This is a genomic window from Streptosporangium album (assembly GCF_014203795.1).
Lineage (GTDB): Bacteria > Actinomycetota > Actinomycetes > Streptosporangiales > Streptosporangiaceae > Streptosporangium > Streptosporangium album.
This window is the reverse complement of the sequence record NZ_JACHJU010000001.1, coordinates 849,554-872,227: the sequence shown is the minus strand read 5'-3', so window position 1 is coordinate 872,227 and position 22,674 is coordinate 849,554. Positions and strand designations below refer to the sequence as shown.

Annotated in this window: 21 protein-coding genes, 1 tRNA gene and 2 pseudogenes; 19 read left to right on the top strand and 5 right to left on the bottom strand. The window is 69.4% G+C overall.

Annotation, left to right across the window (positions count from 1 at the left end):
- The first annotated feature begins 67 nt into the window (after positions 1-67).
- The 4 genes from FHR32_RS04020 (at position 68) to FHR32_RS46565 (ending at position 2,474) form a co-directional block, all read left to right on the top strand.
- Complete coding sequence (locus tag FHR32_RS04020) at positions 68-646, top strand: TetR/AcrR family transcriptional regulator (protein ID WP_184753053.1); 579 nt, start codon at positions 68-70, stop codon at positions 644-646.
- 327 nt (positions 647-973) lie between these two features.
- Positions 974-1,678 (top strand): recombinase family protein, encoded by a 705-nt coding sequence (locus tag FHR32_RS04015; protein WP_184753052.1) that lies wholly within the window; start codon positions 974-976, stop codon positions 1,676-1,678.
- A 305-nt stretch (positions 1,679-1,983) separates the two neighbouring features.
- Positions 1,984-2,217, top strand: a complete 234-nt coding sequence (locus FHR32_RS04010; RefSeq protein WP_184753051.1) for a hypothetical protein — start codon at positions 1,984-1,986, stop codon at positions 2,215-2,217.
- Positions 2,218-2,246: 29 nt separating this feature from the next.
- Complete coding sequence (locus tag FHR32_RS46565; protein WP_312882671.1) at positions 2,247-2,474, top strand: hypothetical protein; 228 nt, start codon at positions 2,247-2,249, stop codon at positions 2,472-2,474.
- 59 nt (positions 2,475-2,533) lie between these two features.
- Here the strand turns inward: FHR32_RS46565 and FHR32_RS46560 are convergent.
- Positions 2,534-2,689: pseudogene (locus FHR32_RS46560) on the bottom strand (cytochrome P450); the annotation flags it as partial.
- Positions 2,690-2,970: 281 nt separating this feature from the next.
- The gene (locus FHR32_RS04000; RefSeq protein WP_184753050.1) at positions 2,971-6,039 is read right to left on the bottom strand and encodes an FG-GAP-like repeat-containing protein; all 3,069 of its coding nucleotides are present in this window, start codon (positions 6,037-6,039) and stop codon (positions 2,971-2,973) included.
- A 440-nt stretch (positions 6,040-6,479) separates the two neighbouring features.
- Between FHR32_RS04000 and FHR32_RS03995 the strand changes: the two genes are divergently transcribed.
- The 6 genes and pseudogenes from FHR32_RS03995 to FHR32_RS03975 all read left to right on the top strand — a co-directional run bounded on the left by FHR32_RS03995 (position 6,480) and on the right by FHR32_RS03975 (position 11,010).
- Entirely contained in the window at positions 6,480-6,623 is a 144-nt protein-coding gene (locus FHR32_RS03995) for a hypothetical protein (RefSeq protein ID WP_221465247.1), read from the top strand.
- A 137-nt stretch (positions 6,624-6,760) separates the two neighbouring features.
- Positions 6,761-7,675, top strand: a complete 915-nt coding sequence (locus FHR32_RS03990) for an IS982 family transposase (protein WP_184753049.1) — start codon at positions 6,761-6,763, stop codon at positions 7,673-7,675.
- 52 nt (positions 7,676-7,727) lie between these two features.
- Positions 7,728-8,240, top strand: coding sequence for a DinB family protein (locus FHR32_RS03985; protein WP_184753048.1), 513 nt, complete (start codon positions 7,728-7,730; stop codon positions 8,238-8,240).
- Between the two features lie 148 nt (positions 8,241-8,388).
- Positions 8,389-8,619: pseudogene (locus FHR32_RS47130) on the top strand (transposase); the annotation flags it as partial.
- Positions 8,517-9,497, top strand: coding sequence for an IS3 family transposase (locus tag FHR32_RS03980; protein WP_376773360.1), 981 nt, complete (start codon positions 8,517-8,519; stop codon positions 9,495-9,497). The pseudogene FHR32_RS47130 and the gene FHR32_RS03980, both read left to right, overlap by 103 nt.
- A 115-nt stretch (positions 9,498-9,612) precedes the next feature.
- On the top strand, positions 9,613-11,010 hold the full coding sequence (locus FHR32_RS03975) for an IS1380 family transposase (RefSeq protein ID WP_184751892.1): 1,398 nt from the start codon (positions 9,613-9,615) through the stop codon (positions 11,008-11,010).
- 631 nt (positions 11,011-11,641) lie between these two features.
- Here FHR32_RS03975 and FHR32_RS03970 read toward each other — a convergent pair.
- Positions 11,642-11,718 (bottom strand) — tRNA-Arg (locus FHR32_RS03970).
- A gap of 239 nt (positions 11,719-11,957) precedes the next feature.
- Between FHR32_RS03970 and FHR32_RS03965 the strand changes: the two genes are divergently transcribed.
- From FHR32_RS03965 to FHR32_RS47125, 6 genes are all read left to right on the top strand, one after another.
- Entirely contained in the window at positions 11,958-12,758 is an 801-nt protein-coding gene (locus FHR32_RS03965; RefSeq protein ID WP_184753046.1) for a phosphotransferase, read from the top strand.
- Positions 12,742-13,728: a cobalamin biosynthesis protein gene (locus FHR32_RS03960; protein WP_281390827.1), complete on the top strand. Its 987-nt coding sequence runs from the start codon at positions 12,742-12,744 to the stop codon at positions 13,726-13,728. Before FHR32_RS03965 ends, FHR32_RS03960 begins: the two co-directional genes overlap by 17 nt.
- 166 nt (positions 13,729-13,894) lie before the next feature.
- Entirely contained in the window at positions 13,895-15,424 is a 1,530-nt protein-coding gene (locus tag FHR32_RS03955; RefSeq protein WP_184753044.1) for a cobyric acid synthase, read from the top strand.
- Positions 15,421-15,633: an SHOCT domain-containing protein gene (locus tag FHR32_RS03950; protein ID WP_184753043.1), complete on the top strand. Its 213-nt coding sequence runs from the start codon at positions 15,421-15,423 to the stop codon at positions 15,631-15,633. Before FHR32_RS03955 ends, FHR32_RS03950 begins: the two co-directional genes overlap by 4 nt.
- 101 nt (positions 15,634-15,734) lie before the next feature.
- Complete coding sequence (locus FHR32_RS03945; protein ID WP_184753042.1) at positions 15,735-17,069, top strand: NACHT domain-containing protein; 1,335 nt, start codon at positions 15,735-15,737, stop codon at positions 17,067-17,069.
- A 65-nt stretch (positions 17,070-17,134) separates the two neighbouring features.
- Positions 17,135-17,638, top strand: coding sequence for a leucine-rich repeat domain-containing protein (locus FHR32_RS47125; protein WP_376773269.1), 504 nt, complete (start codon positions 17,135-17,137; stop codon positions 17,636-17,638).
- Here the strand turns inward: FHR32_RS47125 and FHR32_RS03940 are convergent.
- Together FHR32_RS03940 and FHR32_RS03935 are read right to left on the bottom strand one after the other, a co-directional pair.
- Positions 17,569-18,603 (bottom strand): 1-acyl-sn-glycerol-3-phosphate acyltransferase, encoded by a 1,035-nt coding sequence (locus FHR32_RS03940; RefSeq protein ID WP_184753041.1) that lies wholly within the window; start codon positions 18,601-18,603, stop codon positions 17,569-17,571. The two genes, FHR32_RS47125 and FHR32_RS03940, sit on opposite strands and share 70 nt — an antisense overlap.
- A 142-nt stretch (positions 18,604-18,745) precedes the next feature.
- A complete protein-coding gene (locus FHR32_RS03935; RefSeq protein WP_184753040.1) occupies positions 18,746-19,579 on the bottom strand; it encodes a patatin-like phospholipase family protein in 834 nt (277 codons plus the stop codon).
- 301 nt (positions 19,580-19,880) lie between these two features.
- On the opposite strand from FHR32_RS03935, the gene FHR32_RS03930 reads away from it, so the two are divergent.
- The 3 genes from FHR32_RS03930 to FHR32_RS03920 are packed head-to-tail and all read left to right on the top strand — an operon-like array spanning position 19,881 to position 22,625.
- The gene (locus FHR32_RS03930; protein WP_184753039.1) at positions 19,881-20,789 is read left to right on the top strand and encodes an ABC transporter ATP-binding protein; all 909 of its coding nucleotides are present in this window, start codon (positions 19,881-19,883) and stop codon (positions 20,787-20,789) included.
- On the top strand, positions 20,770-21,570 hold the full coding sequence (locus FHR32_RS03925) for an ABC transporter permease subunit (protein ID WP_184753038.1): 801 nt from the start codon (positions 20,770-20,772) through the stop codon (positions 21,568-21,570). Before FHR32_RS03930 ends, FHR32_RS03925 begins: the two co-directional genes overlap by 20 nt.
- Positions 21,570-22,625, top strand: coding sequence for a PucR family transcriptional regulator (locus tag FHR32_RS03920; RefSeq protein ID WP_184753037.1), 1,056 nt, complete (start codon positions 21,570-21,572; stop codon positions 22,623-22,625). Before FHR32_RS03925 ends, FHR32_RS03920 begins: the two co-directional genes overlap by 1 nt.
- Positions 22,626-22,674 lie beyond the last annotated feature (49 nt).

Genomic DNA, 22,674 nt, shown 5'->3' with positions numbered 1-22,674 from the left:
TTAAGGTAACGAGTGTTTCCCCGCTAAGGTAACAGTCGTCACCTCAATGACGTCAAAGGAAATTGCGATGGCCAGGACCGCCGACCCGCAACGCCGCGCGGAGCTGCTCGACCAGATCGTCGACTACCTGGCCGGACACGGCCTCTCGACGTTGTCGATGCGCCCGCTGGCCCAGCACCTGGGCAAGTCCACGCGCGTGCTGACCCATCACTTCGCCGACAAGGAGACCCTGCTCTCGGCGACCATGGAACGCCTGGACGAGCGGCACCGGGCCTGGCTGCGCTCGCTGCCGGGCTGGTCGGGCTCCGACAGCGTCGGAACGATCATCCGGCGGACCTGGGACTGGCAGACGCGGGAGGAGAACCTGCCGGTCGCCCGCCTGATCCACGAGATCGAGGGCCTGGCCGCGGCTGGCAAGCTGGCCGGTCACGTGCCCAGGCTGCTGGCGGACCGGTCGGAGTTCGTGGCGGGGCTACTGCGCGAGCGGGGCATGGCCGAGGCCGACGCGTTGCGGGTCTCCACGCTGGCCAACTCGGCGTACACGGGGCTGCAGATCGACTTCCTCACGACCGGCGACCGTGAGCGCGTGGAGGCCGCCCTGGATCAGCTCTGCGCTCTGGTGGACGACTGGGTCACTTCCGCGTGAACCACAGCACGACCCCGGCCGAGATCGCCCTTAAGGGTCAGTCGCCAGGGTCTGCACGGCTTTGCCGCACGAGGACCACATCGGTCTCGTTGCGGACACCGTCTGCAACGAGGCTGTCCAGGTCAGAGGCCATACATCGCTCAGCGGCTCAAGATAACGATCGTTTCTCAACACCTTGACCGGAGTCCTCTTCACGAACCGCCGACAGGCCGCCCGAGTGTCGGAAAACGTGTTGAGAATTCAGCGTGTTCATCAACTCTCGCGAGACCATTTTCTCGACACTTCTGAGGTGCGACGACGCTCCCCGACGGTTCGGCCCCCTCCACAGTGATCCTCCAGGCCGCCGACGACCTCCTTGGCACCGAACCCGCCGTCCTCACCGGAGCGCTGGTCGGCTATGCCCGGGTCTCCACACGCGATCAGCGCCTGGACCGGCAGACTCGCGCGCTCGAAGCCGCCGGCTGCATCCGCATTTTCGCCGACAAGCTGAGCGGCAAGAACACCGACCGCGAAGATCTCGCCAAGGCCCTGGACTACCTGCGGCCCGGCGACGCCCTGATCGTCCCCTCGCTCGACCGGCTCGCTCGCTCCCTCCAGGACCTCATCACGATCGTCGCCGATTTGCGCCGCCGCGGCGTCGGCTTCCGGTCCCTGAAGGAAGCCCTCGACACCACCACCGGCGGCCGCCTTGTCTTCCACGTCTTCGCCGCCCTGGCGGAGTTCATCCGCGAGCTCATCGTCGAGGGCACCCACGAGGGCCTGGCCGCCGCTCGCGCTCGCGGTCAGCGCCTGGGACGCCCTCCGGCGATGACCTCCGAGCAGGTTCGGCACGCCCGCGACCTGCTCACCCGGCCGGAGAACACCGTCTCCTCCATCGCCCGACTCCTGGGTGTCAGCCGCTCGACCATCTACAAGTACGTTCCCGAACTCGCGACCGGCCGCCCTGCCGTCGAACAGTCAACGGCGCGAGCCGAGCTAGTGCGGTATCCACCCACGTTCACCGGGTTCGACGGCGCGTCGCTTCAGAGATGAATCCGGACTGGGGTCGGCCCCGGAAGCCCGGCCAACGTTCATGGTCAGCGCACTCCATTGAGCTGCGACTCCCCACTGACGATCGACCACGCCCTGACCGGACACTGACGACGCGACCTGTCTTTTCTCGCACACGTGGCCTGTTGCGCGCCCTCCAGCGGCTTGGAGAAAATCTCGGTTGATCACCTTGTGAACGGTTCGCGCACAGGCGCCGCCAGGTGGGCGCTACGATCGGCCCTTTCGCGCGGAAAGGGCGGCATGCAGTGCAGAGATACCGTCTGGGGCGATTAGCGGCAATCGCCAACATGGTGGCCGTGGTGGTCGCGGTCGTCGTCAGCCTGGTCCGGGATTCCCTTGATCCGGCCTGGACCGTGGTCCAGTGGTATCCGCCCTCCCGCTTCGCCGACGAGACCTCGCTGCTCGCGGTGCTGGGTGGGTTGCTACTGGTCGGCGCGGTCAATTCGTGGATGTTCTGGCAGGTGCTCCAGGGGCCGGCCGATGCTGCGCCGTTGCCGCGACGCGCGCTGTGGCTGCGTTGAGGTGCTCCAGAGATTCCGGACAGACCGGCGTGCTATCCGTGGGCCGGTCGCGGCACCCGTTCGCGGGGCTGCACCCCGATCGCTGCCTCGGCTGCCGGGGCGATGGCGTCGATGTCGACGAAGAGGTGGCGGGGGCCGCGCAGGGCTGGGCTGGGCCGGTACGGTGGCGGGTCGGTGACCAGCCGGGGTTACACCAGTCGGCGGGCCAGCGCGGACAACGCGACCTGCGCCTCGACCCGGGCGAGCGGGGCCTGTAGCAGTAGTGGATGCCGCTGCCGAAGCCGAGGTGCTGGTTGTCGGTGCGGTCGGGGTCGAAGCGGTCCGGATCAGGGAAGCGGTCGGGGTCGAAGCGGTCCGGATCAGGGAAGCGGTCGGGGTCGCGGTCGCCGAGCACCAGCGCGAGTGGTGCGCCTTTGGGAATGGTGGTGCCGGCAAGGTCGATGTCGGCCAGCGTACTGCGGCCGGTCAGCATCTGCACCGGTGGTTCGTAGCGCAGCAACTCCTCGACCATAGGCGACGGGCGTGACCGCGTGCGCGGCCAGCCAGTCGTGCAAGGAGATGGACCGTTGAGCGGGCCCAACTGGCTATGTAGGCGTGGATTGGCACCAGAACAAGGGCAAGGCCGAGTTGTTCGCAGCGATCCGCCGGGATCCCCGATCGGAAGGGATGTCGGCCCGTGTCTTGCCGGTCGCGGTGGCCGAGCCTCCACCCCGGCACGGACGGGGAGCCCCCGTCGGCACGCACGTACGGCGATCAGGCCCCGGCCCGGTTCAGCCAGGCATCCACCGCCGAACTCTCCGACACCATCAGGTAGTCGGCCCGGCTGTCGCCGTTGACGTCGGCGAAGCGGAGCTTGTCGCGGGTGGCGCCACTGACTCCGGACGCGAACGTCCCCTGGTTGATCCAGCCGCCGGACCCTTCGCCACCGTTGTTCACCCAGGCCAGCACCACTCCGTTGTCCTGGACAATGAGGTAGTCGTCGCGGCCGTCGGCGTCGATGTCGGCGAAGCGGAGCTTGTCGCGGGTGGCGCCGTCGACTCCGGCGGCGAGGACTTCGCGGGCAGACCAAGAAGGGATGCCGTTGTTCCCAGGGGTGTTCCGCCAGGCACGCACGGCGCCGCTGTCGGAGACCACGAGATAGTCGTCACGGCCGTCGCCGTCGTAGTCGGCGAACCGGACCATGTCCCCGGTGACGCCCTGCACCCTGGGCGCGATCACCCCCAGGCTCTGCCAGGAGGGCTTGCCGCCGTTTCCGGGCGTGTTCAGCCAGGCTGACACCGATGCGTTGTCCTGCACCACGAGGTAGTCGTCGCGGCCGTCGGCGTTGATGTCGGCGAGCTGGACGCGGTCGCCGGACGCACCCACTCCCGGCGCGATCATCCCCAGGCTCTGCCAGGAGGGCTTGCCGCCGTTTCCGGGCGTGTTCACCCAGGCGCGTACGGACCCGTCGTCCGCCACGATCAGGTAGTCCTGCCGGGCGTCGCCCTCGATCTGCGCGAACCGTACCTTCGCCCCGGATTGACCGGCGAGCACGGCACCCTGGGAAGCCCAGGAGCCAGGGCCGCCGTAGAGCCAGAGGCGCACGCCCCCGTCCTCGTCCACGGCGAGGTAGTCGGCGTCGCCGTCGCCGTCGAAGTCGGCCAGGCGCACCGCGTCGCGGGAGCCCCCCTCCACCCCTGTCGCGATCCGGCCCAGGGAGGACCAGGACGGTACGCCACCGTTGCCCGGCGCGTTCCGCCAGGCGGTGATGGAACCGTCGTCGCCCACGACGAGGTAGTCGTCCCGGCCATCCTTGTCGGTGTCGGCGAAGCGCACGTGCGAGCCCGGCGACCCCGTGCCGGCGGCGATCTGCCCCAGAGAACTCCACGACGGCCGGCCGCCACTGCCAGGGGTGTTCAGCCAGGCGCGTACGGACCCGTCGTCGGCCAGGACGAGATAGTCCGCGCGGCGGTCGCCGTTGACGTCGGCGAAACGGACCTGGCTGTCGGGCGCGCCGACGCCAGTGGCGATCAGGCCAGCGGAGTACCAGGGCTCCGGACCCCACAGGGACCACGACGGCCGGCCACCGCCGCCGGGCGTGTTCAGCCAGGCCGCCACGGCGCCGTTCTCCGCCACGATCAGATAGTCGTCGCGGCCGTCGCCGTTGACGTCGGCGAAGCGGACCCGACTGCCCGGAACGCCGACCCCGGGGGCGATCTCACCCCAGGAAGTGAAGGTTCCATTGACGCTGAGGTGGGCCTGCACGCGCCCTTCGGCGTCCACGGTGAGGAAGTCGTCGCGGCCGTCACCGTTGACGTCGGCGAACTGCACCTGGTCCCGCGAGATGCCGGGGCCCACCCCGGGGGCGATCCGCCCCCAGTTCTCCCACGTCACGGGGACCACCTGCCCGACACACGGGTTCTGCCCCTCCTGCCCGCCGGACACCGGCACGATCAGCCCACCGGCCGCGGCCTGGTTGACGGCGAGGGTGAACGACTCCCCCATCTTGCGGTACCCCGTGTCGTTGGGGTGGAGCTGGTCGTACAGGTCGGCGGTGGTCACCGCGCTCATGTCGGCCAGGCGCACCCGCTTGCCCTGGTCACGCAGCTGCTGGATCAGCGGGATGATGCGCCGGTTGTACTCCTGGATGCGCGGGCCCACATCGGACTTGGTGGACGGCACCAGGGTCGCGACCAGCACCGTCACCCCCGGCGAGAGCGCGAGTATCCGCTCGACCAGCTGGACCAGCCGCTGCGGCGCCGTCTCCACGGCGTAGTTCTGGTTCATGTCGTTGGTGCCGGCGTGCAGGGTCACGACATTGGGCCGGTAGTACGGCAGCGCGCACTCGGCGACCGCAGCGATCTGGTCGATACGCCACCCGATATGGCCTTCGTGGTCGTTGTCGGGCACGTTGCCGCTTTTCTGGGTGCCCACGAAGTTCATCACGTCGGTGACCGGATCCAACCCCTCCCACAGCTCGGCCCGGTAACTCGACCGCGTCGGGCTGCCCATCCCCTGGGTGATCGAATCGCCCAGCGGCATGATGCGCATATTCGAGGCGGGAGTGGGGTAGCCGAGGCGCCGAGCCGCCTCAACCATCATGGGGTAGATGACCCGGCCCAGAATGACCAGCTGCGCGGCCACCCAGACACCGGCGGACATCACCGCATCCCCGAGCCACCAAGCGAGGGAGCGGGCGGCGTCGACGACGATTTTGCCCAGCCGAATGAGCATGGGTTGCGCGCGTTCGGCCACCCACGGTGCCAGGGCGTTGCCCCATACTGCACCGCCGGCGGCGGCGACGACTCCGGTACAGAGCGCTGCTAGCAGGACCTTGCCGTCGCCCGGGTCCTTACCGCTGAGCACCGAACTCAACAGGTTCCACACGAACGCGTTCGTGAAACCGAAGACGGCCCCGCACACGGGGCCGGCCGCGGCGGCGCCGACAGCGAAGGTCGCCAGGCAGATCGCACCCGCCGTGAGCCCGGCAAACTGCCCGATGGTCCCGGCGACGGTCGTGATCACCCAATCTTCCATCTCGGCCTGGACATCCTCCTGGGGGATGACGATCGCCAGCTCGCCGTTCGCGTTCACGATGGTGCCGTCGAAGTCGAACCAGCGGATGTCGGGATCCGGGGGGCCCAGGGCGTAGGTCTCGATGGTGTTCCTGATGACGTCGCTCAGGAGCCCCTGATCCAACCCCTTAAGCTCGATCATCCGCTCCACCATCGCGGGATCGATGCCTTCGTTGTCGACGCTGATCACCACATCCTCAGCGGCGACGGCGAGCGCGCCCACCTGTCCTCCCCAGGCGGCACCGCAGCTGATCTTGACTGCGGTCACGAGAGAGGGCGGACGTGCGCATAACGACGTCGTTCTTCCCGCGGCCGCAGCGGGGCTCGTCCCACCGGTCGCGATCATCACTGCGGCGATCAGGATGATCGTTAAGAACCTCATAGGACTGCCCCTTTCGGTGGGGACGAGGGACTCCCGACGGCGGGAACGCTGGGGACGCCGGCTAAGCCATGTGGGTTCACTACTGATTTACGTGGTTTCTCATTTGTTTATATGTGGATGCCTTGGATAGTCAAGGTTTCACTTTGGCTGGGCAGGGCCGGGCCGTGAACGTCGGGAGCCGGCCAAGGCCCGCAACGCCGAGCCGCCGGACGGCCCCAACCAGGTGGGGCAACTGGACTTCTCCGAGTACGAGACCACCAGCGGCGGCATATGGCGGCTGGCCGGGGTCACCGACTACTTCACTAAAGACCTGCGCGTCCCTGCTCGTGGCCCTCGACGTCCACCCGCGCGCGGCCATGCAGATCCTCAGGCACTCCCAGATCTCGGTGACCATGAACATCTACAGCGAGGTCCCATCGGAGGAGACACGCAAGGCCCTCAAGAAGCTCGGCGATCGGCTGGACTCGTAGCTGTATTTTGCAGCTGTACAAGATCGAAAAGGCCACTTCCTGATCATGGGAAGTGGCCTTCGACGTGGAGTGGAGCCTAGATGAATGAGTCCAAGGGATCCCTGCGGAAATAGGGCGAGGGTGCTCAGTATCGATGTGTGACGAACGACCTGAACACCCTCGTAACGGCACTCTACGTCAAGATCGATGACGCGCTGAAGGCATCGCCGGACCTCGCGCCCTGGCGTCCGAGGTTCGGCATCGCGCCCAAGCTCAGTGACGCTGAACTGGTCACGCCGGCGGTGATGTCGGCGCTGCTGGGCTTCACCTCCGAGCGGCGCCGGCTACGCCACGCCCATGCCCAGCTCAGCGGCATGTTCCCGTATCTGCCTGGCCAGTCGGGCTACGGCAAGCGACTACGCAAGGCATCCGGCCTGGTATTAAGCATGATCAGAATGCTCGCCGCCGACACGTCGCTGTGGAGCGACGACGTGTGGGTCATCGACTCCACCCCGGTGGAGTGCGGCCGGTCGAGGGAGACGGCCCGGCGCAGCGAGCTGGCCGGGTGGGCCGAGTACGGCTACTGCGCCAGTCACTCCCGGTATTTCTGGGGGTTGCGGCTGCATCTACTGTGCACCCTGGGCGGGCTGCCGGTCGCGTTCGCGCTGAGTGGGGCCAAGGCCGACGAGCGCGACACGCTGCTTGGGATGCTCGACGAGGCTCCTGAACTGCTGGCCGGCCATCCGAAACAGACGATCATCGGTGACAGGAACTACTACGGCCGCGCGTTCGAGCGGGCTGTCGCCGACCGTGAGCTGACCTTGCTGCGTCCGGCCCGCAAGGGCGAGCCCGATCGGGCCGGAGCACAGCTGTTCAGACCGTTGCGTCAAGTCATCGAGTCGATCAACCAGACTTTCAAGGGGCAGCTTGACCTGGAGCGTCACGGTGGTCGCACGCCTGCCGGGGTGGTCATCCGCGTGCTTGCGCGGATTCTCGCACTGACCGCCGCGATCTGGCACAACGACAAAACCGGCCAGCCGATCAAACGATCTCTGATCGCCTACGACCACTGAACGTGACCAGATCCCTTGGACTACGGCTTCGTCCGCTGGCGATAATCGACCGGTGAGTACCACCGAACGCCCCATGCCGCCCCTGAACGTCGACGAGCGCACCACGCTCGAAAGCTGGCTCGATTTTCACCGCACCACCCTCGCCATGAAGTGCGAGAGCCTGGACGATGAGCAGGCCGCCGTCGCGTCCGTGCCGCCGTCCGGCTTCACGCTGACCGGCCTCGTCCAGCACATGGCAGAGGTGGAGCGGAACTGGTTCCGCCGAGTGTTCGCCGGAGAACAGGCGCCGCCCATCTACGATCCTCAGGCCGACCCGTCTGGCCCTGACGGCGGCTTCGAACTGGCCGAGGGCGCCACCCTGCGCGACGCCGTCGCCACCTGGCACGCGGAGATCGCACGCGCCCGCGAACTCTGCGCAGACCGTGCTCTGACCGACACTGGCCGCTTCATGGAGCAGGACGTCAACCTCCGCTGGATCTATGTCCACATGATCGAGGAATACGCCCGCCACAACGGCCACGCGGATCTGCTCCGGGAACGCATCGACGGCACCACCGGTGTATAGCTTCGGATCAGACAGCGTTGGCCCTCTGTCGACGACGGCGCATAGGTGCTGGTTGTCGGTGTGGCGGTGCCATCGCCGGTACTGAGGTGCCCAGAACCTTCCGGACATTGGCCCCACTAAAATTTGGCCATCGGGAAAGGGAAGGTACGTGCCGCAGAATCGCAGAAAGTTTTCACCTGAGTTCAAGGATGAGGCGGTCAAGATGGTCCTGGATGGACCCCGTCCTATCGCTCAGGTTGCCCGGGAACTCGGAATTCACGAGGCGACGCTCGGGAACTGGGTGAACACCTATCGAAGGACACACTCGATGGAGGACGAGCCACTCACGACCGGCGAGCGCGGGCGACTGCGCGAACTCGAAAGAGAGGTGCGGGAACTCCGCAGCAAGAACGAGTTCCTGGGAAAAGCGGCGGCCTACTTTGCCTCGGAGTATCGGTGAGCGAGAAGTACGAGCTCATCGACGCGGAGAAGGCCGACTACCCGATCTCCAGGATGTGCGAATGGCTGGAAGCGTCGAAGTCGGGTTTTTACGAATGGCTCGACCGGCCGGCCTCGGCGACCGCCCAGCGGCGCGAGCACCTCAAGGCGAGGATCACGAAGATCTTCGCCGACAGCGACGAGACCTACGGCTACCGGCGCGTCCACGCCGAGTTGGCGCGCACCGGCGAGCAGGTATCCGATGAGCTGGTCCGCAAGCTGATGCGCGAGCTGGAGCTGGTGCCCTGCCAGCCCAAGCCGTGGCGGCCGGCCACCACCGAGCAGGGCGACTTCCGCGGCATTCCCGACCTGGTGCGCCGCGACTTCACCGCCGACGCACCGGGCACCAAGTTCGTCGGGGACATCACCTACATCCCGACCTGGGAAGGCTTCCTCTATTTGGCGACCGTCATCGATTGCCATACCAAGGCGGTCGTCGGCTGGGCGATGGCCGATCACTACAAGACGTCGCTCATCGAGGCCGCGATCGATATGGCCGCGACGAACGTGCGCATCGCCCTTGATGCGATTTTTCATTCCGATCGCGGGAGCAACTACACCTCATATGACTTCGCCAGGAAACTCAAGGAACTGGGAATACGCCAGTCCGTTGGCCGGACTGGGGTCTGTTATGACAATGCCATGGCGGAATCGTTCTTCGGTGCACTGAAGAACGAGTCGCTGAATCGTATGATCTTCACCACGCGAGAAAAGGCGCGACGCGATGTTGTCAAATACATCGAGGTCTTCTATAATCGGAAGCGTCTTCACTCAGCCTGAATCCACCGAGCGTTATCAGGTGAGGGCTGGACCGTAGACATGACGATGCCCTCTGACCTGGCAGGATGGGAGTTCTCTACGCTTCCAGCCGCCGAATCAAGAGGGCACGTCGTAAGTGCGATTGTCTCACGCTCCCGCCCACACCCATGCGATCTTCGATGACCAGCACACGGTCGCCTACGCAGGCCTGCTGCCGGTGATGCGCCTGGCCGAGCGCTGTGACCTGGCCGGTCTGGCTCAGGAGCACGTGACCATCGCCGACCGACTCGGGGTGAATGCCCCGCTGAAAATCGGCTCGATCGTGGCCGGGATGATCGCCGGGGCCGACAGCATCGATGATCTGGACGTGCTGCGCCACGGCGGGATGGATAAGTTGTTTGCCGGGATCCGCGCCCCCTCCACGCTCGGGTCGTTTCTGCGCTGTCTGACGTGGGGCAACGTGCGGCAGATCGGGAAGGTCGGCCGCCGCCTGCTGGCCCGTCTGGCCGCGCACACACCGCTGCTGCCCGGCGTGGACGTGCTGGCGTTCCTCGATCTGGACTCGATGCAAAAACGGATTTACGGGCCGACCAAACAGGGCGCCGGGTTCGGGCACACCAAGATTCAAGGCAAGAGCCTGCGGGTCCGCGGTCTCAACGTGCTCGCCTCGGCCCTGTCCACCCCACTGGCCGCCCCGGTCATCACCGCCAGTCGGTTGCGCGGCGGCACCGCCAACTCCGCCCGCGGCGCAGACACCTTCGTGACCGAGTCGATCAATACGGCCCGGGAGGCCGGAGCCACCGGCATCCTGCTCTGCCGAGGCGATGCGGCCTACTACAGCGCCAAGGTCATCGGCGCCTGCCGGCGAGCCGATGTCCGGTTCTCCTTCACCGCGAAGATGGACCCCAAAATCAAGGCGGCGATCGCCGCGATCCCCCAGGGCGCCTGGACCCCGATCAGCTACCCCAACGCCATCTTGGACGAGGAATCCGGGCAGTGGATCTCCGATGCCGAGGTCGCCGAGACCCGCTACACCGCGTTCACCTCCAAGAAGGGGCAGGCCGTAACCGCTCGCCTGATCGTGCGCCGGGTCAAACGACTGGGTGAGCAGACCGACCCCGGCCACCACCCGTGCTATCGCTACCACGCCGTGTTCACCGACACTCCGTATGAGCTGATCCAGGCCGAAGGACAGCATCGTGATCACGCGATCATCGAGCAGATCTTCGCCGATCTGATCTCCGGGCCGCTGGCTCACCTGCCCTCCGGTAATTTCGCGGCCAACGCCGCCTGGCTGGCACTGGCCACGATCAGCCACAACCTGCTCCGCGCCGCCGGTTGCCTGTCCGGAGCCCGCTGCGCACGAGCACGTGGAGCCACTCTGCGCCGCCACCTCATCGCCGTACCCGCCCGCCTCGCCCGGCACGGGCGCGGCCATATCACCCTCCACCTGCCCGGCCACTGGCCCTGGCAGCCCGCCTGGATGAACCTCTTCGACGCGCTTCGCTCGCCACCGCTCGCCCGAGCCGCTTGATATCCCATCTCACAGGCACCACCCCGCCAGCACCTTGACGGCCTACCCAGCCACCGGCGACACCGCCACCGACCGCCCCGAACCGCATGACCCGGACAAGCCGCAGAACCCGCCAGCGGCGGCCCCATCACGCCCGAAAACAGGACTCCACCTGCCGAACACCGAGAGAAACGGCCCTCATGGAGGAATCGAACTTAGAAACGATCATTCAAAGACGCTCGGTGGATTCAGGCTCAGGACTCGGCTATAGGACCCCGCTAGAGGTCTACAACGAGTATCTGGATCGACAGCTCGCAGCATGAATTGGCCGCAAAGAAGCTGTCCGAAATGATCTCGGCCCCTCAACGTGGCGAACCAACGCATCCTGGACGCGCTCGCCGCATGACGACATCAGCACCACGTACCGACAGGACCCCGGGACTCCTCGGGGTCCTTCGTCGTTCCAGCCCCGGAATCGTTCCGCACGTCTCCGAAATCCCCGACTCCACCTGGGAAAACACGACCAAGAGCATTCCGCGTATGTTCCGCGACCGGTGGCATACGGCTGCTTTTCGCTGCCTGCGGCTGCATGGGTGGCTCAGGCCGGTGACATGCGAAAGACCAGGTCAGCGTACGGATGACCTGGTCTCGGTGGTGCGCCCTGCAGGATTCGAACCTGCGACCGTCGGATTAGAAGTCCGATGCTCTATCCAGCTGAGCTAAGGGCGCTCCCGCCTAATTGTGCATGATCCGGGGAGTGTCCATGCATCGGATCGGCACAGGTGTCGCGAGGATCACTCTACGATGCCGGGGGCCGGTCACGTGCACGAGGTGGCCCGAGCGGCTGACCGGCGCCGATGGCCGGGAACGAGCACTCTGGAACCTTCACGCGGGACTGCTTTACGGATAGTCCGGAGATCCGCAAGAGCGCAGACGGAGCATCCGAAATCGGTCTAGGCTCGTATGCCATGTTCGCCGTCGCAGCCCAAGAGGAGATTCCTTTGCTGGGCGGTGACGTGACCGACGGGGTGGTGCGGGTCGGTGACACCGTCCGCCGGCCCGTCCGGCTCTCCACTCCGTCCGTGCACGCGCTGCTGCGCCACCTTGAGTCGGCGGGGTTCGACGGCGCGCCCCGTGTCGTGGGCCTGGACAGCCACGGCAGGGAGATCCTGACCTATATCGACGGCGACTCCGCGACCGCGCCGCTGACGGCCTGCGCGGTCACCGACGAGTCGCTGGCCGCCCTGGCGGCGCTGCTGCGGCGCTTCCACGACGCCTCGGCGAGCTTCGTCCCGCCGCCGGACGCCGCCTGGGAGGCCGGGTCCAACGACGACGCGGCTCCTGAGCTGATCGGCCACTGCGACATCAACCTCGACAACGTGATCTTCCGTGGCGGGCTCCCCGTCGCGTTGATCGACTTCGACATGGCCCGGCCGACGACCCGGCTGTTCGACGTGGTGACCGCCCTACGGCACTGGGCCCCGATCGCCGACCCCCTCGACCTGGAGCCGATCCGGCGTGATCTGGCGGTGGGTCCGCGGCTGCGGCTGTTCTGCGACACGTACGGCCTGACCCCGCGCGAGCGCCGCCGCCTGCTCGACCTCGCCCGGCTCCGCTTCGACCGTTCCTACCACGCCATGCGCGTCAAGGCCGCCACCGCGGGCGGCGGCTGGGCCCGTATGTGGGCGGGCGGCGCCGGGGAGCGCATCCGCCGGGCCTGCGCCTGGCTGGAGACCCACCAGGATGAGCTCCATGCGCATCTCATCTGACCACTCCACCTCCAGGCGAACGACAGGCCGATCCGCATCGAGGCGGGCCGAGGCGCTCGGCATGCTCGCCGGCGTGGCCGTCGACGCCGTGCTCGCCGACCCCCGGCGCGGGCATCCGGTGGCGCTGTTCGGGCGGGCCGCCGCCGCCCTGGAGAGGCGGGTGTACGGCGACGCCCGGCCCAGCGGGGTCCTCTACACCGCACTGTGCGTCGGCCCGGCGGCGCTGCTCGGCCTCGTCGCGACCCGGGCGGGGAACCCGGTGGCGCGGGGCGCGCTGAGCGCCCTGGCGACCTGGTCGGTGCTGGGCGGCACCACGCTGGGACGCGAGGGCGTGGCCATGGCGGAGTTCCTGGAGGCCGGCGACCTCACCGGGGCGCGCGGGAGGCTGTCGCACCTGTGCGGGCGCGACCCCTCGCTGCTCGACGCCTCCGAGCTGGCCAGGGCCACCGTCGAGTCGATCGCGGAGAACACCTCCGACGCCGTGGTGGCGCCGCTGTTCTGGGGCGCGGTGGCCGGGGTGCCGGGGCTGCTGGCCTACCGGGCGGTCAACACGCTGGACGCGATGGTCGGCCACCGCAACTCCCGCTACGAGCGGTTCGGCTGGGCCGCGGCCCGGCTCGACGACGTGGCCAACTATGTTCCCGCACGGATCACCGGGGTGCTGACGGCCCTCGCCGCCCCCCTGGCCGGCGGCTCGGTCCGCCGGGCGGCCGCCGTGCTGCGCAGGGACGGACACCGTCACCCGAGCCCCAACGCGGGCCGGTGCGAGGCGGCCTTCGCCGGCGCGCTGGACGTCACGCTCGGCGGCACCAACGTCTACGGCCACCGCGTCGAGCACCGGCCAGAGATGGGCGACGGGCCCAGGCCGTCGGTCGCCGACATCCGCAGGTCCGTACGGCTGGCACGGGCGGTGGGTCTCGCCGCCGCCGGTCTGGCCGTGTTCGCGGCGTTCCGCGGGCCGCGCCGGTAGGGGGCCCGGGGCCCGGGTGGCCGTCCGGGAGGGGGCGCGTCATGCTGGGCACCATGATTGTCGATCCGTCCGGGGAGCCGCCCGTGATCCTGTCCTGTCCCGGTGCCGTCAGGACTCTCGCCATCGGCGAGAGCGTCGCTGCCCGGCCGCATCCGGTGGGGGGCGTATGAAGGGCTCCCTGCTGGTCGCCGGGACCACCTCCGACGCCGGCAAGAGCGTCGTCACCGCCGGGATCTGCCGCTGGCTGGCCCGACAGGGTGTGAAGGTCGCGCCGTACAAGGCGCAGAACATGTCACTGAACTCCTTCGTCACCGCCGACGGCGCGGAGATCGGCCGGGCCCAGGCGATGCAGGCCGCCGCGTGCGGCCTGGAGCCCAGCGCGGACATGAACCCGATCCTGCTGAAGCCGGGCAGCGACCGGCGCAGCCAGGTCGTGGTCATGGGCAGGCCGCTGGCCGACGTGGACGCCATGGAGTACTGGGACGTCAAGGAGCACCTCCGCCAGATCGCCGTGGACGCGCTGGAACGGCTGCGCGACACCTACGACGTGGTGGTCTGCGAGGGCGCGGGCAGTCCGGCGGAGATCAACCTGCGCCGGGGCGACATCGCCAACATGGGCCTGGCCCGCGCCGCGGACCTGCCGGTCGTCGTGGTCGGCGACATCGACCGGGGCGGGGTCTTCGCCTCGCTGTACGGGACGGTGGCGCTGCTGGAGCCCGCCGACCAGGCGCTGATCGCCGGGTTCGTGGTCAACAAGTTCCGGGGGGCGCGCGAGCTCCTCGAACCCGGTCTCGACATGATCAGGGAGCTGACCGGCCGCGAGGTGTACGGTGTGCTGCCCTGGCTGGACGGTCTCTGGCTGGATGTCGAGGACTCCCTCGCCCTGGACAACCGGCCCGCGGCCGGGGTGCGCGCGCCGTACGGCGGGCAGAGCCTGCGGGTCGCGGTGGTCAGGCTGCCGCGCATCTCCAACTTCACCGACGTGGACGCCCTGGCCTGCGAGCCGGGCGTGGTGGTCCGCTACGTGACCTCGCCCGCCGAGCTGGACGACGCCGACCTGGTGGTGCTGCCCGGCTCGCGCGCGACGGTCTCCGACCTGGCCTGGCTGCGCGCCACCGGCCTGGCCGACGCCCTGCCCGGCAGGGCCGTGCTGGGCGTCTGCGGCGGCTACCAGATGCTCGCCCGGATCATCCGCGACGACGTCGAGTCCGGGGCGGGGCCGGTCGAGGGGCTCGGACTGCTGCCCGCGACGGTGGAGTTCGCCGTGGCCAAGACGCTGGGCCGCCCGGTCGGCGAGGCGTACGGCTGCCGCGTCGCGGCCTACGAGATCCACCACGGCGTCGTGACGGCCGATGGGGGCGAGCCGTTCCTGGACGGCTGCCGGGCCGGTTCCGTCTGGGGGACCACCTGGCACGGGGCTCTGGAGAACGACGACTTCCGCCGGGCGTTCCTCGCCGACGTGGCGGCCGTCTCCGGCCGTGACTTCGTCCCCGCCCCCGGAGTCTCCTTCGCCGCGCTGCGCGAGGAACGGCTGGACGCCCTGGGTGACCTGATCGAGCAGCATGTCGACACCGGTGCCCTGGTACGGCTGCTGGAGGGCGGCGCCCCCGTGGGACTGCCCGTCCTGCCTCCGGGCGGAACACCGCGCGGAGCCCCGGATTTCTCGCACAATAGAGGCGTGGGAGGTGGACGATGACCCGGGTCGTGCTGATCCTTTTCATTATCGCTGTGGTCGCCGTGGTCGCCGCGGTGGTCCTCGGCGTCGCTCTGGTGCTGCGCGCGTCCAGGAGGCCCCGGCCTCTCTCCGACGACCCCCGTGAGATCCTCAGGCGCCGCTACGCCGCCGGTGAGATCGACGAGGACGAATACCTCCGTCGCATGTCCGGCCTCTCCCAGGACTGGTAGCGGAATCCGGTCCGGCGCCTGCCGATTGGCGGATTTCTCCGTGCTTCACGGCTTTTTCGGTGATCATTGGAGGCGAATTCCACCGCGCGCCGAGGAGCAGGATGTCCGGACTGGAAGCTGTCGTCGCCGCGACGGGAAAGGCCGTCGCGGGACGTGCCCTGCGGGAGGGCCTCGCCGTCCGGGCGGGCAGGGAGGAGCGGAACGCCGACCTCTCCGACCGGGCCGTGCCGGCCGCCGACATGGACGCGATCAAGCTCGCGAAGGACATCCGGTCCGGCCTGCCCGACCCGGCTCGGCAGCTCGGTGAGGCCGGGGCGCGGCTGTACGACGTGCTGCTGGACGAGTGCCTCGACTGCCTGGTCCGGATCCTCCAGCAGCTCCCGCAGTATCTGCCCCGGGCCGCCACCGAGGTCCTCGGCCGCCTGTCGTCCGTCGAGGAGCGGATCGCCGCCCTCGGCCAGCAGGTGTCCGCGGCGCTCGGCCGTCTCCTGGCCCGCTCGCTCGACGCGCCCGCCGTACTCCCGCGCGGCGACCTGCTCGCCGCCTATCCCGGGACCAGGACCGTCGTCACCTCCCGCCCGGCGGCGGCCGACACGCGCTGGCTCGATGAGGAGGATTTCTCGCCGGTGGCGCTGGAGCCGATGACCCCGACCGACCTGCGCGAGCTCGTACGGCAGTGGCACGCGGCGATGCGAGGGCCACCGAGCCTGCCGTGCGCATCCGAGAGGCTGGACGAGTACGAGGGCGCGCTGCTGGCCCGGTTCGAGAGCAGCCCTCATCTGCAGATGCTCGCCTCGGCGCCGCTGCTCGCGGCGATGCTGTGCGCGCTGAACCTGGACCGCGGCAAGCAGCTGCCGTGCAGCAGGATGGGGCTGTACGCGGCGGCGCTGGAGCTGCTGCTGGAGCGCCGGGACGCCGAACGCGGGATCGCCGCCGAGGTCGTCCTCGAACCCGAGCAGAAGGTGCGGGTGCTGCAGGACCTGGCCTGGCAGCTCGCCGTCTGGGGGCGGTCGGAGCTGTCCAAGGCCACGGCGCTCAAACGGGTCGAGGAGAAGATCCGGACCATGCCCCGGGTGGACGCGACAGCCGAGGCGGTGCTCGACCACCTGCTGCAGCGGAGCGGGGTGATCCGGGAACCGGTGCCGGGCCGGATCGACTTCGTCCACCGGACGGTGCAGGAGTATCTCGCGGCCAAGCAGGCCACCGACGACGCGGACGTGGAGCCGCTGGTCGAACGGGCACACCTGGACCAGTGGCGCGAGACGGTGGTGATGGCCGCCGGTCACGCCAACGCGCCCGGGGGAAGCTCGCCGGATACCGGGGAGATCCCCGCGAGGACGTCCAGCGGGAGCTGGTCACCGGGTGGGACTACTTCGACCATGACGACTACGCCGCCCAGGTCTTTGCGGACGCCGTCCTGCCCCTCGATACGCTGAACATCGAGAACCCGCGCCTGCTGGGCAGCCTGCGCCACCTCGGGTTTCTCGCCCGCCTGCCTGAGTTGCGGCATCTGAACCTGCTGGACCTCGACTTCGAGGGAAGCCTGGCCTTCCTCGACTCCCTGCCCCGGCTCGATTCGCTCCTGCTCAGGGGCGTGACATCGGTCCGGGACTTCGGTCCGGTCGCCCGGCATACCGGGCTCAGCAACCTGACCCTGCACGGAGCGCGCCATCTGCGGGACACGGCGATCTTCGCGAGTCTCCCCAACCTGGTGAGCGTCTGCCTCCGCGGAGCGGACATCCAGGAGGGCCTCGCCACTCTCGCGGAGAACTGCCGGGGACTTCGGGAGCTCCGTCTCCAGGAGACGGCCGTCTCCGATCTCGGCCCGCTGGCCGGCCTCCCCGGACTTCGCAAAGGTCGAGCGCGTGTAGTGACGGGGTCCGGGAACCGGTGCCCCGTCGGAGCCGTCCGCGCCTCGGCCCGGTACGGCGGCTCTCAGTCTCCGCCCGCCGGGGCGCTGTGGTTGGCGGCGATCCAGACGTCGATCCGCTCCCAGTGGTCGTAGAGCCAGCGGATCCGGTCCTCGTCGTCGCGGGGCACGTCGGCCGCGCTCACCCGCCACCACGTGGCCCTGACCTCGGCCCGCACGGGCAGCTTGCGCCAGAGGTCGCCGAGGGTCACCAGGTCGTCCAGGCCGGTGTGGGCGACGAAGACCACGTCGGCGGCCGGGCAGGCGTCGATGGCGGCGATGGCCCCGCCGGGGTGGGGGGCCAGCAGGTGGTTCAGGCGGCGGGCGCGGGCGGCCTCCTCGGCCAGGCCCTTGCGCTCCAGGCGGCGGATGGCCCGAGCCTGCCTTCTGGGGGTGAAGTTGCCCCCCTCAGGGAAGATCACCAGGGCGTCGTCGGCGTCCATGCCGGAGGCCAGCCGGCGGATCTCGGCGATGATGCCGCCCGAATCGACGTTGCGGGGGACGAAGGCGTTGGGCAGCCGGTTGGTCAGCACGTCCAGGGACGGGTCGAGCTGCAGGGCCGCCTTCATCACGATCCTGGGGCGCCTGCCGTACGCGCTGAGGAGATGGTGGACCAGGAGGACGGAGTCGCCGGGGCCCGCGTGGCGGGACAGGACGATGACCGGGCGGGTCAGCCGCCGGGAGAGCTCGTCCGGGTGCGGTGGTGGCCCGTCGATCTCGACGCTCAGGCCGAAGATCCGTTCGGCCGCCTCGTACACCTTGGAGAGGAACCATTTGATGAGGGCGTAGTGCCGCTCCTCGTACTCGTCCCGGCTGAGCCGCCCGCCGAATCCGGAGGTCACCCAGATGCCGAAGCAGGCGATGAGCGCCATCGTCTCCAGGGTCAGCCACGCCACCGCGAACCAGACCAGCCGGGTGCCGCGCCGCTGCGGGGGCGGCAGCCGCAGGGAGGCCGCCGCCACCACCAGCAGCCAGATCGGGAGCGTGACCACCGCGGCCACGGCGAGCACGATGACGAGCGGCGCGAGGACCAGGCGGCGCAGGAAACGGGGAGGGAGCACGGGCCTCTCCTTCCTGGACGTGGCCCCTGATGGCCTGACCGGCTGTAGAACCCGGCAGGCCCGGACGGCCGGACCGGCGCCGTACGGACCGGCGGGCCCCGGACGGTCCGGCCCTCGGGCCCGGCCGTTGGCCGGGCCTGGATCAGCGGGGCGAGTGCTGGGCCAGATAGTGGGACGAAGCCCGGTAGGCGCGGTCGATATATCCAGATATACGCGATGAATCCCGGTAGCGCAGTTGCGAGAGATCCACTCCGGGGCGGGCATCCATGCCGGCGGGCATGATGTGGACCTCGATGTCGGAGGGCAGCGCGGCCATCTCCTCGGTGAAACGGTGACGGCGGGCGATCTCGAAGGCGATCAGGCCGACCTCCCACGGGCGGCGCGGAGCGACCAGGGGCCGTTCGATCCGGCCGACGTGCAGGACGTACATGCGGCGGGCGCCGAGGGCGACGGCCCGGCCGACCGGGATGCTGTGGACCAGCCCGCCGTCGAAGAAATGGTCGTCGCCGATGCGGATGGGGGGCAGCAGGCCGGGGACGGCGCAGGAGGCGAGGACCGCGTCGACCACGGGGCCCTCGGTGAACCAATGGGCGGTCGCGCGCTCGACGGAGGCGGCCACGCACTGGAACGGCACGGCCAGATCCTCGATGCGGGAGACCGGGAGCATCTCGGTCAGCAGGTCGCGTAGCGGGCCGGGGGAGTGCAGGTGGGTGCCGCTCCTGGCGAGGGTGGACAACCGGGTCATCCACGACCCGCCGAAGGCCGTGCGGACCACGTCGGAGCGCCACAGCCCGGCCAGGTCGGCGACCGCGTCGCCGGGGGCGGCGGCGAGCATGACGCCGTTCAGCGCGCCCACGGACGTGCCGACGATCACGTCCGGCTTGATGCCCGCCTCGTCCAGCGCCCGCAGCATGCCCACCTCGTGCGCGCCGAGCACCCCGCCGCCGCCGAGCACGAAGGCCGTGTCCACATTCATGCCTTCACGATAGCCCTGGCTGATCTGGGCACCCCCCTGTCACGGAGATCGTCGAGGCTCGATCTTCCGCGGCCTTTGCGGCAGATCGCAAGGCACCACCCCGCCGGCGTGGAGGCCCACATGATCCGTAAGGTCGGAGAGCACGCGACACTCGACCGCGGGCGGTGCCGTACGGCGGGCCCGTGCCGCGTGGTGGGGCGTGGTCGCCGGCGGTGGGTTCCGGATACGGGCAACGAACGGGCGGTCAACTGTCCGACTCCGGTAATGGCCGGGGCGAGGGCGGGCGGGCACCATCAACGGCATGACAGCGGTAGTGGAGACCGAGGGACTTACCAAGTTCTACGGTAGGCGCCGGGGGCTCGAGGATCTCAACCTCGTGATCCGTCCCGGAGAGGTGTTCGGGTACCTCGGCCCGAACGGTGCGGGGAAGACGACCACGATCAGGTTGCTCCTCGACGTGATCAGGCCCACCGCCGGCCGGGTGACCGTGCTCGGCGTCGATCCGCGCGACGCGAGGGTGCGCGGCCGGATCGGCTACCTGCCCGGGGAGCTGACCCTGGAGGGCAGGGAGAGGGCGAGGGACTATCTCACCTTCCTGGGCGGGATGCGCGGCGGCGTGCCCAGGGAACGGATCACCAGGCTGGCCGAACGGCTGGAAGCCGACCTGTCGGTGCCCATGGGCAAGCTCTCCAAGGGCAACAAGCAGAAGGTGGGCCTGATCCAGGCTTTCATGCACGAGCCGGAGTTCCTGATCCTGGACGAACCGACCAGCGGCCTGGACCCGCTGGTGCAGCAGGAGTTCCTGGCGATGGTCCGGGAGGTCCGCGCCTCGGGCCGGACCGTGCTGATGTCCTCACACGTGCTCGCCGAGGCCGAGAACGTCTCCGACCGGGTGGGGATCGTGCGCGCCGGGCGGCTGGTGGCGGTGGAGGACGTCGCCGCGTTACGGGAGAGGGCGGTGCGGACGGTGGAGTTCCACTTCGACGCGCCGGTGCCCCGCGAGGCGTTCGAGAATCTCCCGGGCGTGCGGGACCTGCGGGTGGAGGGCACGAGCGTCCGCGTTACGATCGACGGCCGTCCCGACGCGCTGGTGAAGGCGGCGGCACGGTTCACGGTGGTGCACATGGTCAGCGCCGATCCCGATCTTGAGGAGATCTTCCTCACCTATTACAGCGAGGAGGGGGAGCGCCATGCCCGTACTGGTGTCTAAGAGCCTGCGGGACTACCGGAGGGCGCTGGTGGGCTGGACCATCGGCATCACCGCGTTCTGCGGGCTGTACCTGTCGTTCTATCCCAGCATGACCAGGGACCCCGAGGTGTACGGCCCGGCCGCGCTGGCCAAGTTCCCCGGTGCCATGCGCGACCTGATGGGAGGCATGGAGGACTTCACCAGCGGCGTGGGCTACCTGCACAGCCTGGTCTACCAGCTGTTCGGGCCGATGCTGTTCGTCGTCTGCGCCTCGATCCTCGGCAACCGGGCCCTCGCGCAGCCGGAGGAGTCCGGCACGCTGGAGCTGACCCTCACGCTGCCGATCGACCGCAGGCGGCTGGTCTTCGAGCGCTTCGCCGCTCTCGCCCTCGGCCTGCTGGGCCTGGCGGTGGTGACGTTCCTCGCGGTGTGGGCGCTGACGTCCGCCGTCGGGCTGAACGTGGCGCCCGGCCGGATCCTCGCCGGTCACACCGGGATCCTCCTGCTCGGTCTGTTCTTCGGCACGCTGGCCCTCGCGGTGGGCGCCGCCGTGGGGCGCAGGAACATCGCCATGGCCGTGGTGGGGGTGGTCGCGGTGGGCGGCTACGTCATCGAGACCATGGGCAAAAACGTGGACGCGATCGCCTGGCTCCGGTGGGTCTCGCCGTTCCACTACTACCTCGACGGCAGGCCCCTCTACCAGGGCTTCCCCACCGGTGATTATCTGGTTCTCGCGGGAGCGACGGTGGCGCTGCTCCTGACCGCGATCCTCGCCTTCGATCGGCGTGACGTAGGAGTCTGATGGACGAGGTCCCGGGGGTGCCCGCCGGCCTGCTCGGCGGACACCCCCGTGTTCTGGCGGCCGCCGCCGCGACCGGGCGGCTGCCCGGCCGTGACGCGCTGGACGACTACCGCGCCGCCGGCGCGCGGGCCGCCGAGTCGGGCGTGCCGCTGCGCGCGCTCGTCGAGGCCGCCCTGATCATGGCCGAACCCGTGGTCCCGGTCCCGCTCCCGGCCCTCAGGCGGATGGTCTCGGCCCTGATGGAGGGCTACGAGAACGCCCAGCGGCTGGCCCTGCGCCAGGAGGAGACCGCGCGCAGGGAGTTCGTTGACGACCTGCTCCAGGGCCGGGCCGACCGGCTCGCCGAGCGTGCCGAGCACTTCGGGCTCAGGCTGGCCGAGACCTACGTGGTCGCGGTCGCCCGCTCCTCGGGCCCGCCGTACGCCGGCGAGGCGGGAGACGGTGACGTGGTGGCCCGGCGGATCGAGGAGGCGATGGTCTCCCGGTTCGGCTCGCACAACGTGCTGGTCGCGGTACGCGACGGCGGGCTGGTGTGCGTCGTGCCGGGCAGCCTCACCGTGGCGACGGGGGAGTTCACCCACCACGTGAGACAGCTGTTCGCGCCCGGCTGGCGGGTCGGGCTGGGGCGGCCCCACCGGGGGCCCGGTGGCGTGGTCACCTCCTACCGGGAGGCCGCCGGCGCCATCGAGCTCGGCGACCGGCTGGGACTGCGGGCATCCGTGCTCAAGGCCGCCGATCTGCTGGTCTTCCCGGTGCTCCTGCGGGACAGGGCGGCGATCGACGATCTGGTGACGACCGTGCTCAGCCCGCTGCTGGATGCCCGGGGCGGCCCGGAGCCGCTGCTCGGCACGCTGGAGGCCGTCTTCGCTTCGCAGGGCAACCAGACCGCCGCGGCGCGCAGGCTCGGCGTCAGCACCCGGGCGGTGACCTACCGGCTGGAGCGGATCCGCCGCCTCACCGGGTTCTCACCCGACGACCCCACCCAGCGGTTCACCCTGGAGACGGCGGTGCTGGGCGCCCGGCTGCTGGACTGGCCCGCCCACCCGCTGCCCTGATCATCCGCCCGGTGGATCGTCTGACGATCGGCCCGGGCTCGGGCCGCCT

Bases quoted from the DNA above. Each gene is read 5' to 3' on its own strand.
- FHR32_RS03920 (WP_184753037.1), top strand. From the start codon at position 21,570: ATGGACGAGGTCCCGGGGGTGCCCGCCGGCCTGCTCGGCGGACACCCC.
- FHR32_RS03965 (WP_184753046.1), top strand. From the start codon at position 11,958: ATGTTCGCCGTCGCAGCCCAAGAGGAGATTCCTTTGCTGGGCGGTGAC.
- FHR32_RS04010 (WP_184753051.1), top strand. From the start codon at position 1,984: ATGGTGGCCGTGGTGGTCGCGGTCGTCGTCAGCCTGGTCCGGGATTCC.
- FHR32_RS03935 (WP_184753040.1), bottom strand. From the start codon at position 19,579: ATGAATGTGGACACGGCCTTCGTGCTCGGCGGCGGCGGGGTGCTCGGC.
- FHR32_RS03960 (WP_281390827.1), top strand. From the start codon at position 12,742: ATGCGCATCTCATCTGACCACTCCACCTCCAGGCGAACGACAGGCCGA.
- FHR32_RS03950 (WP_184753043.1), top strand. From the start codon at position 15,421: ATGACCCGGGTCGTGCTGATCCTTTTCATTATCGCTGTGGTCGCCGTG.
- FHR32_RS03945 (WP_184753042.1), top strand. From the start codon at position 15,735: ATGTCCGGACTGGAAGCTGTCGTCGCCGCGACGGGAAAGGCCGTCGCG.
- FHR32_RS03955 (WP_184753044.1), top strand. From the start codon at position 13,895: ATGAAGGGCTCCCTGCTGGTCGCCGGGACCACCTCCGACGCCGGCAAG.
- FHR32_RS03930 (WP_184753039.1), top strand. From the start codon at position 19,881: ATGACAGCGGTAGTGGAGACCGAGGGACTTACCAAGTTCTACGGTAGG.
- FHR32_RS04020 (WP_184753053.1), top strand. From the start codon at position 68: ATGGCCAGGACCGCCGACCCGCAACGCCGCGCGGAGCTGCTCGACCAG.
- FHR32_RS03925 (WP_184753038.1), top strand. From the start codon at position 20,770: ATGCCCGTACTGGTGTCTAAGAGCCTGCGGGACTACCGGAGGGCGCTG.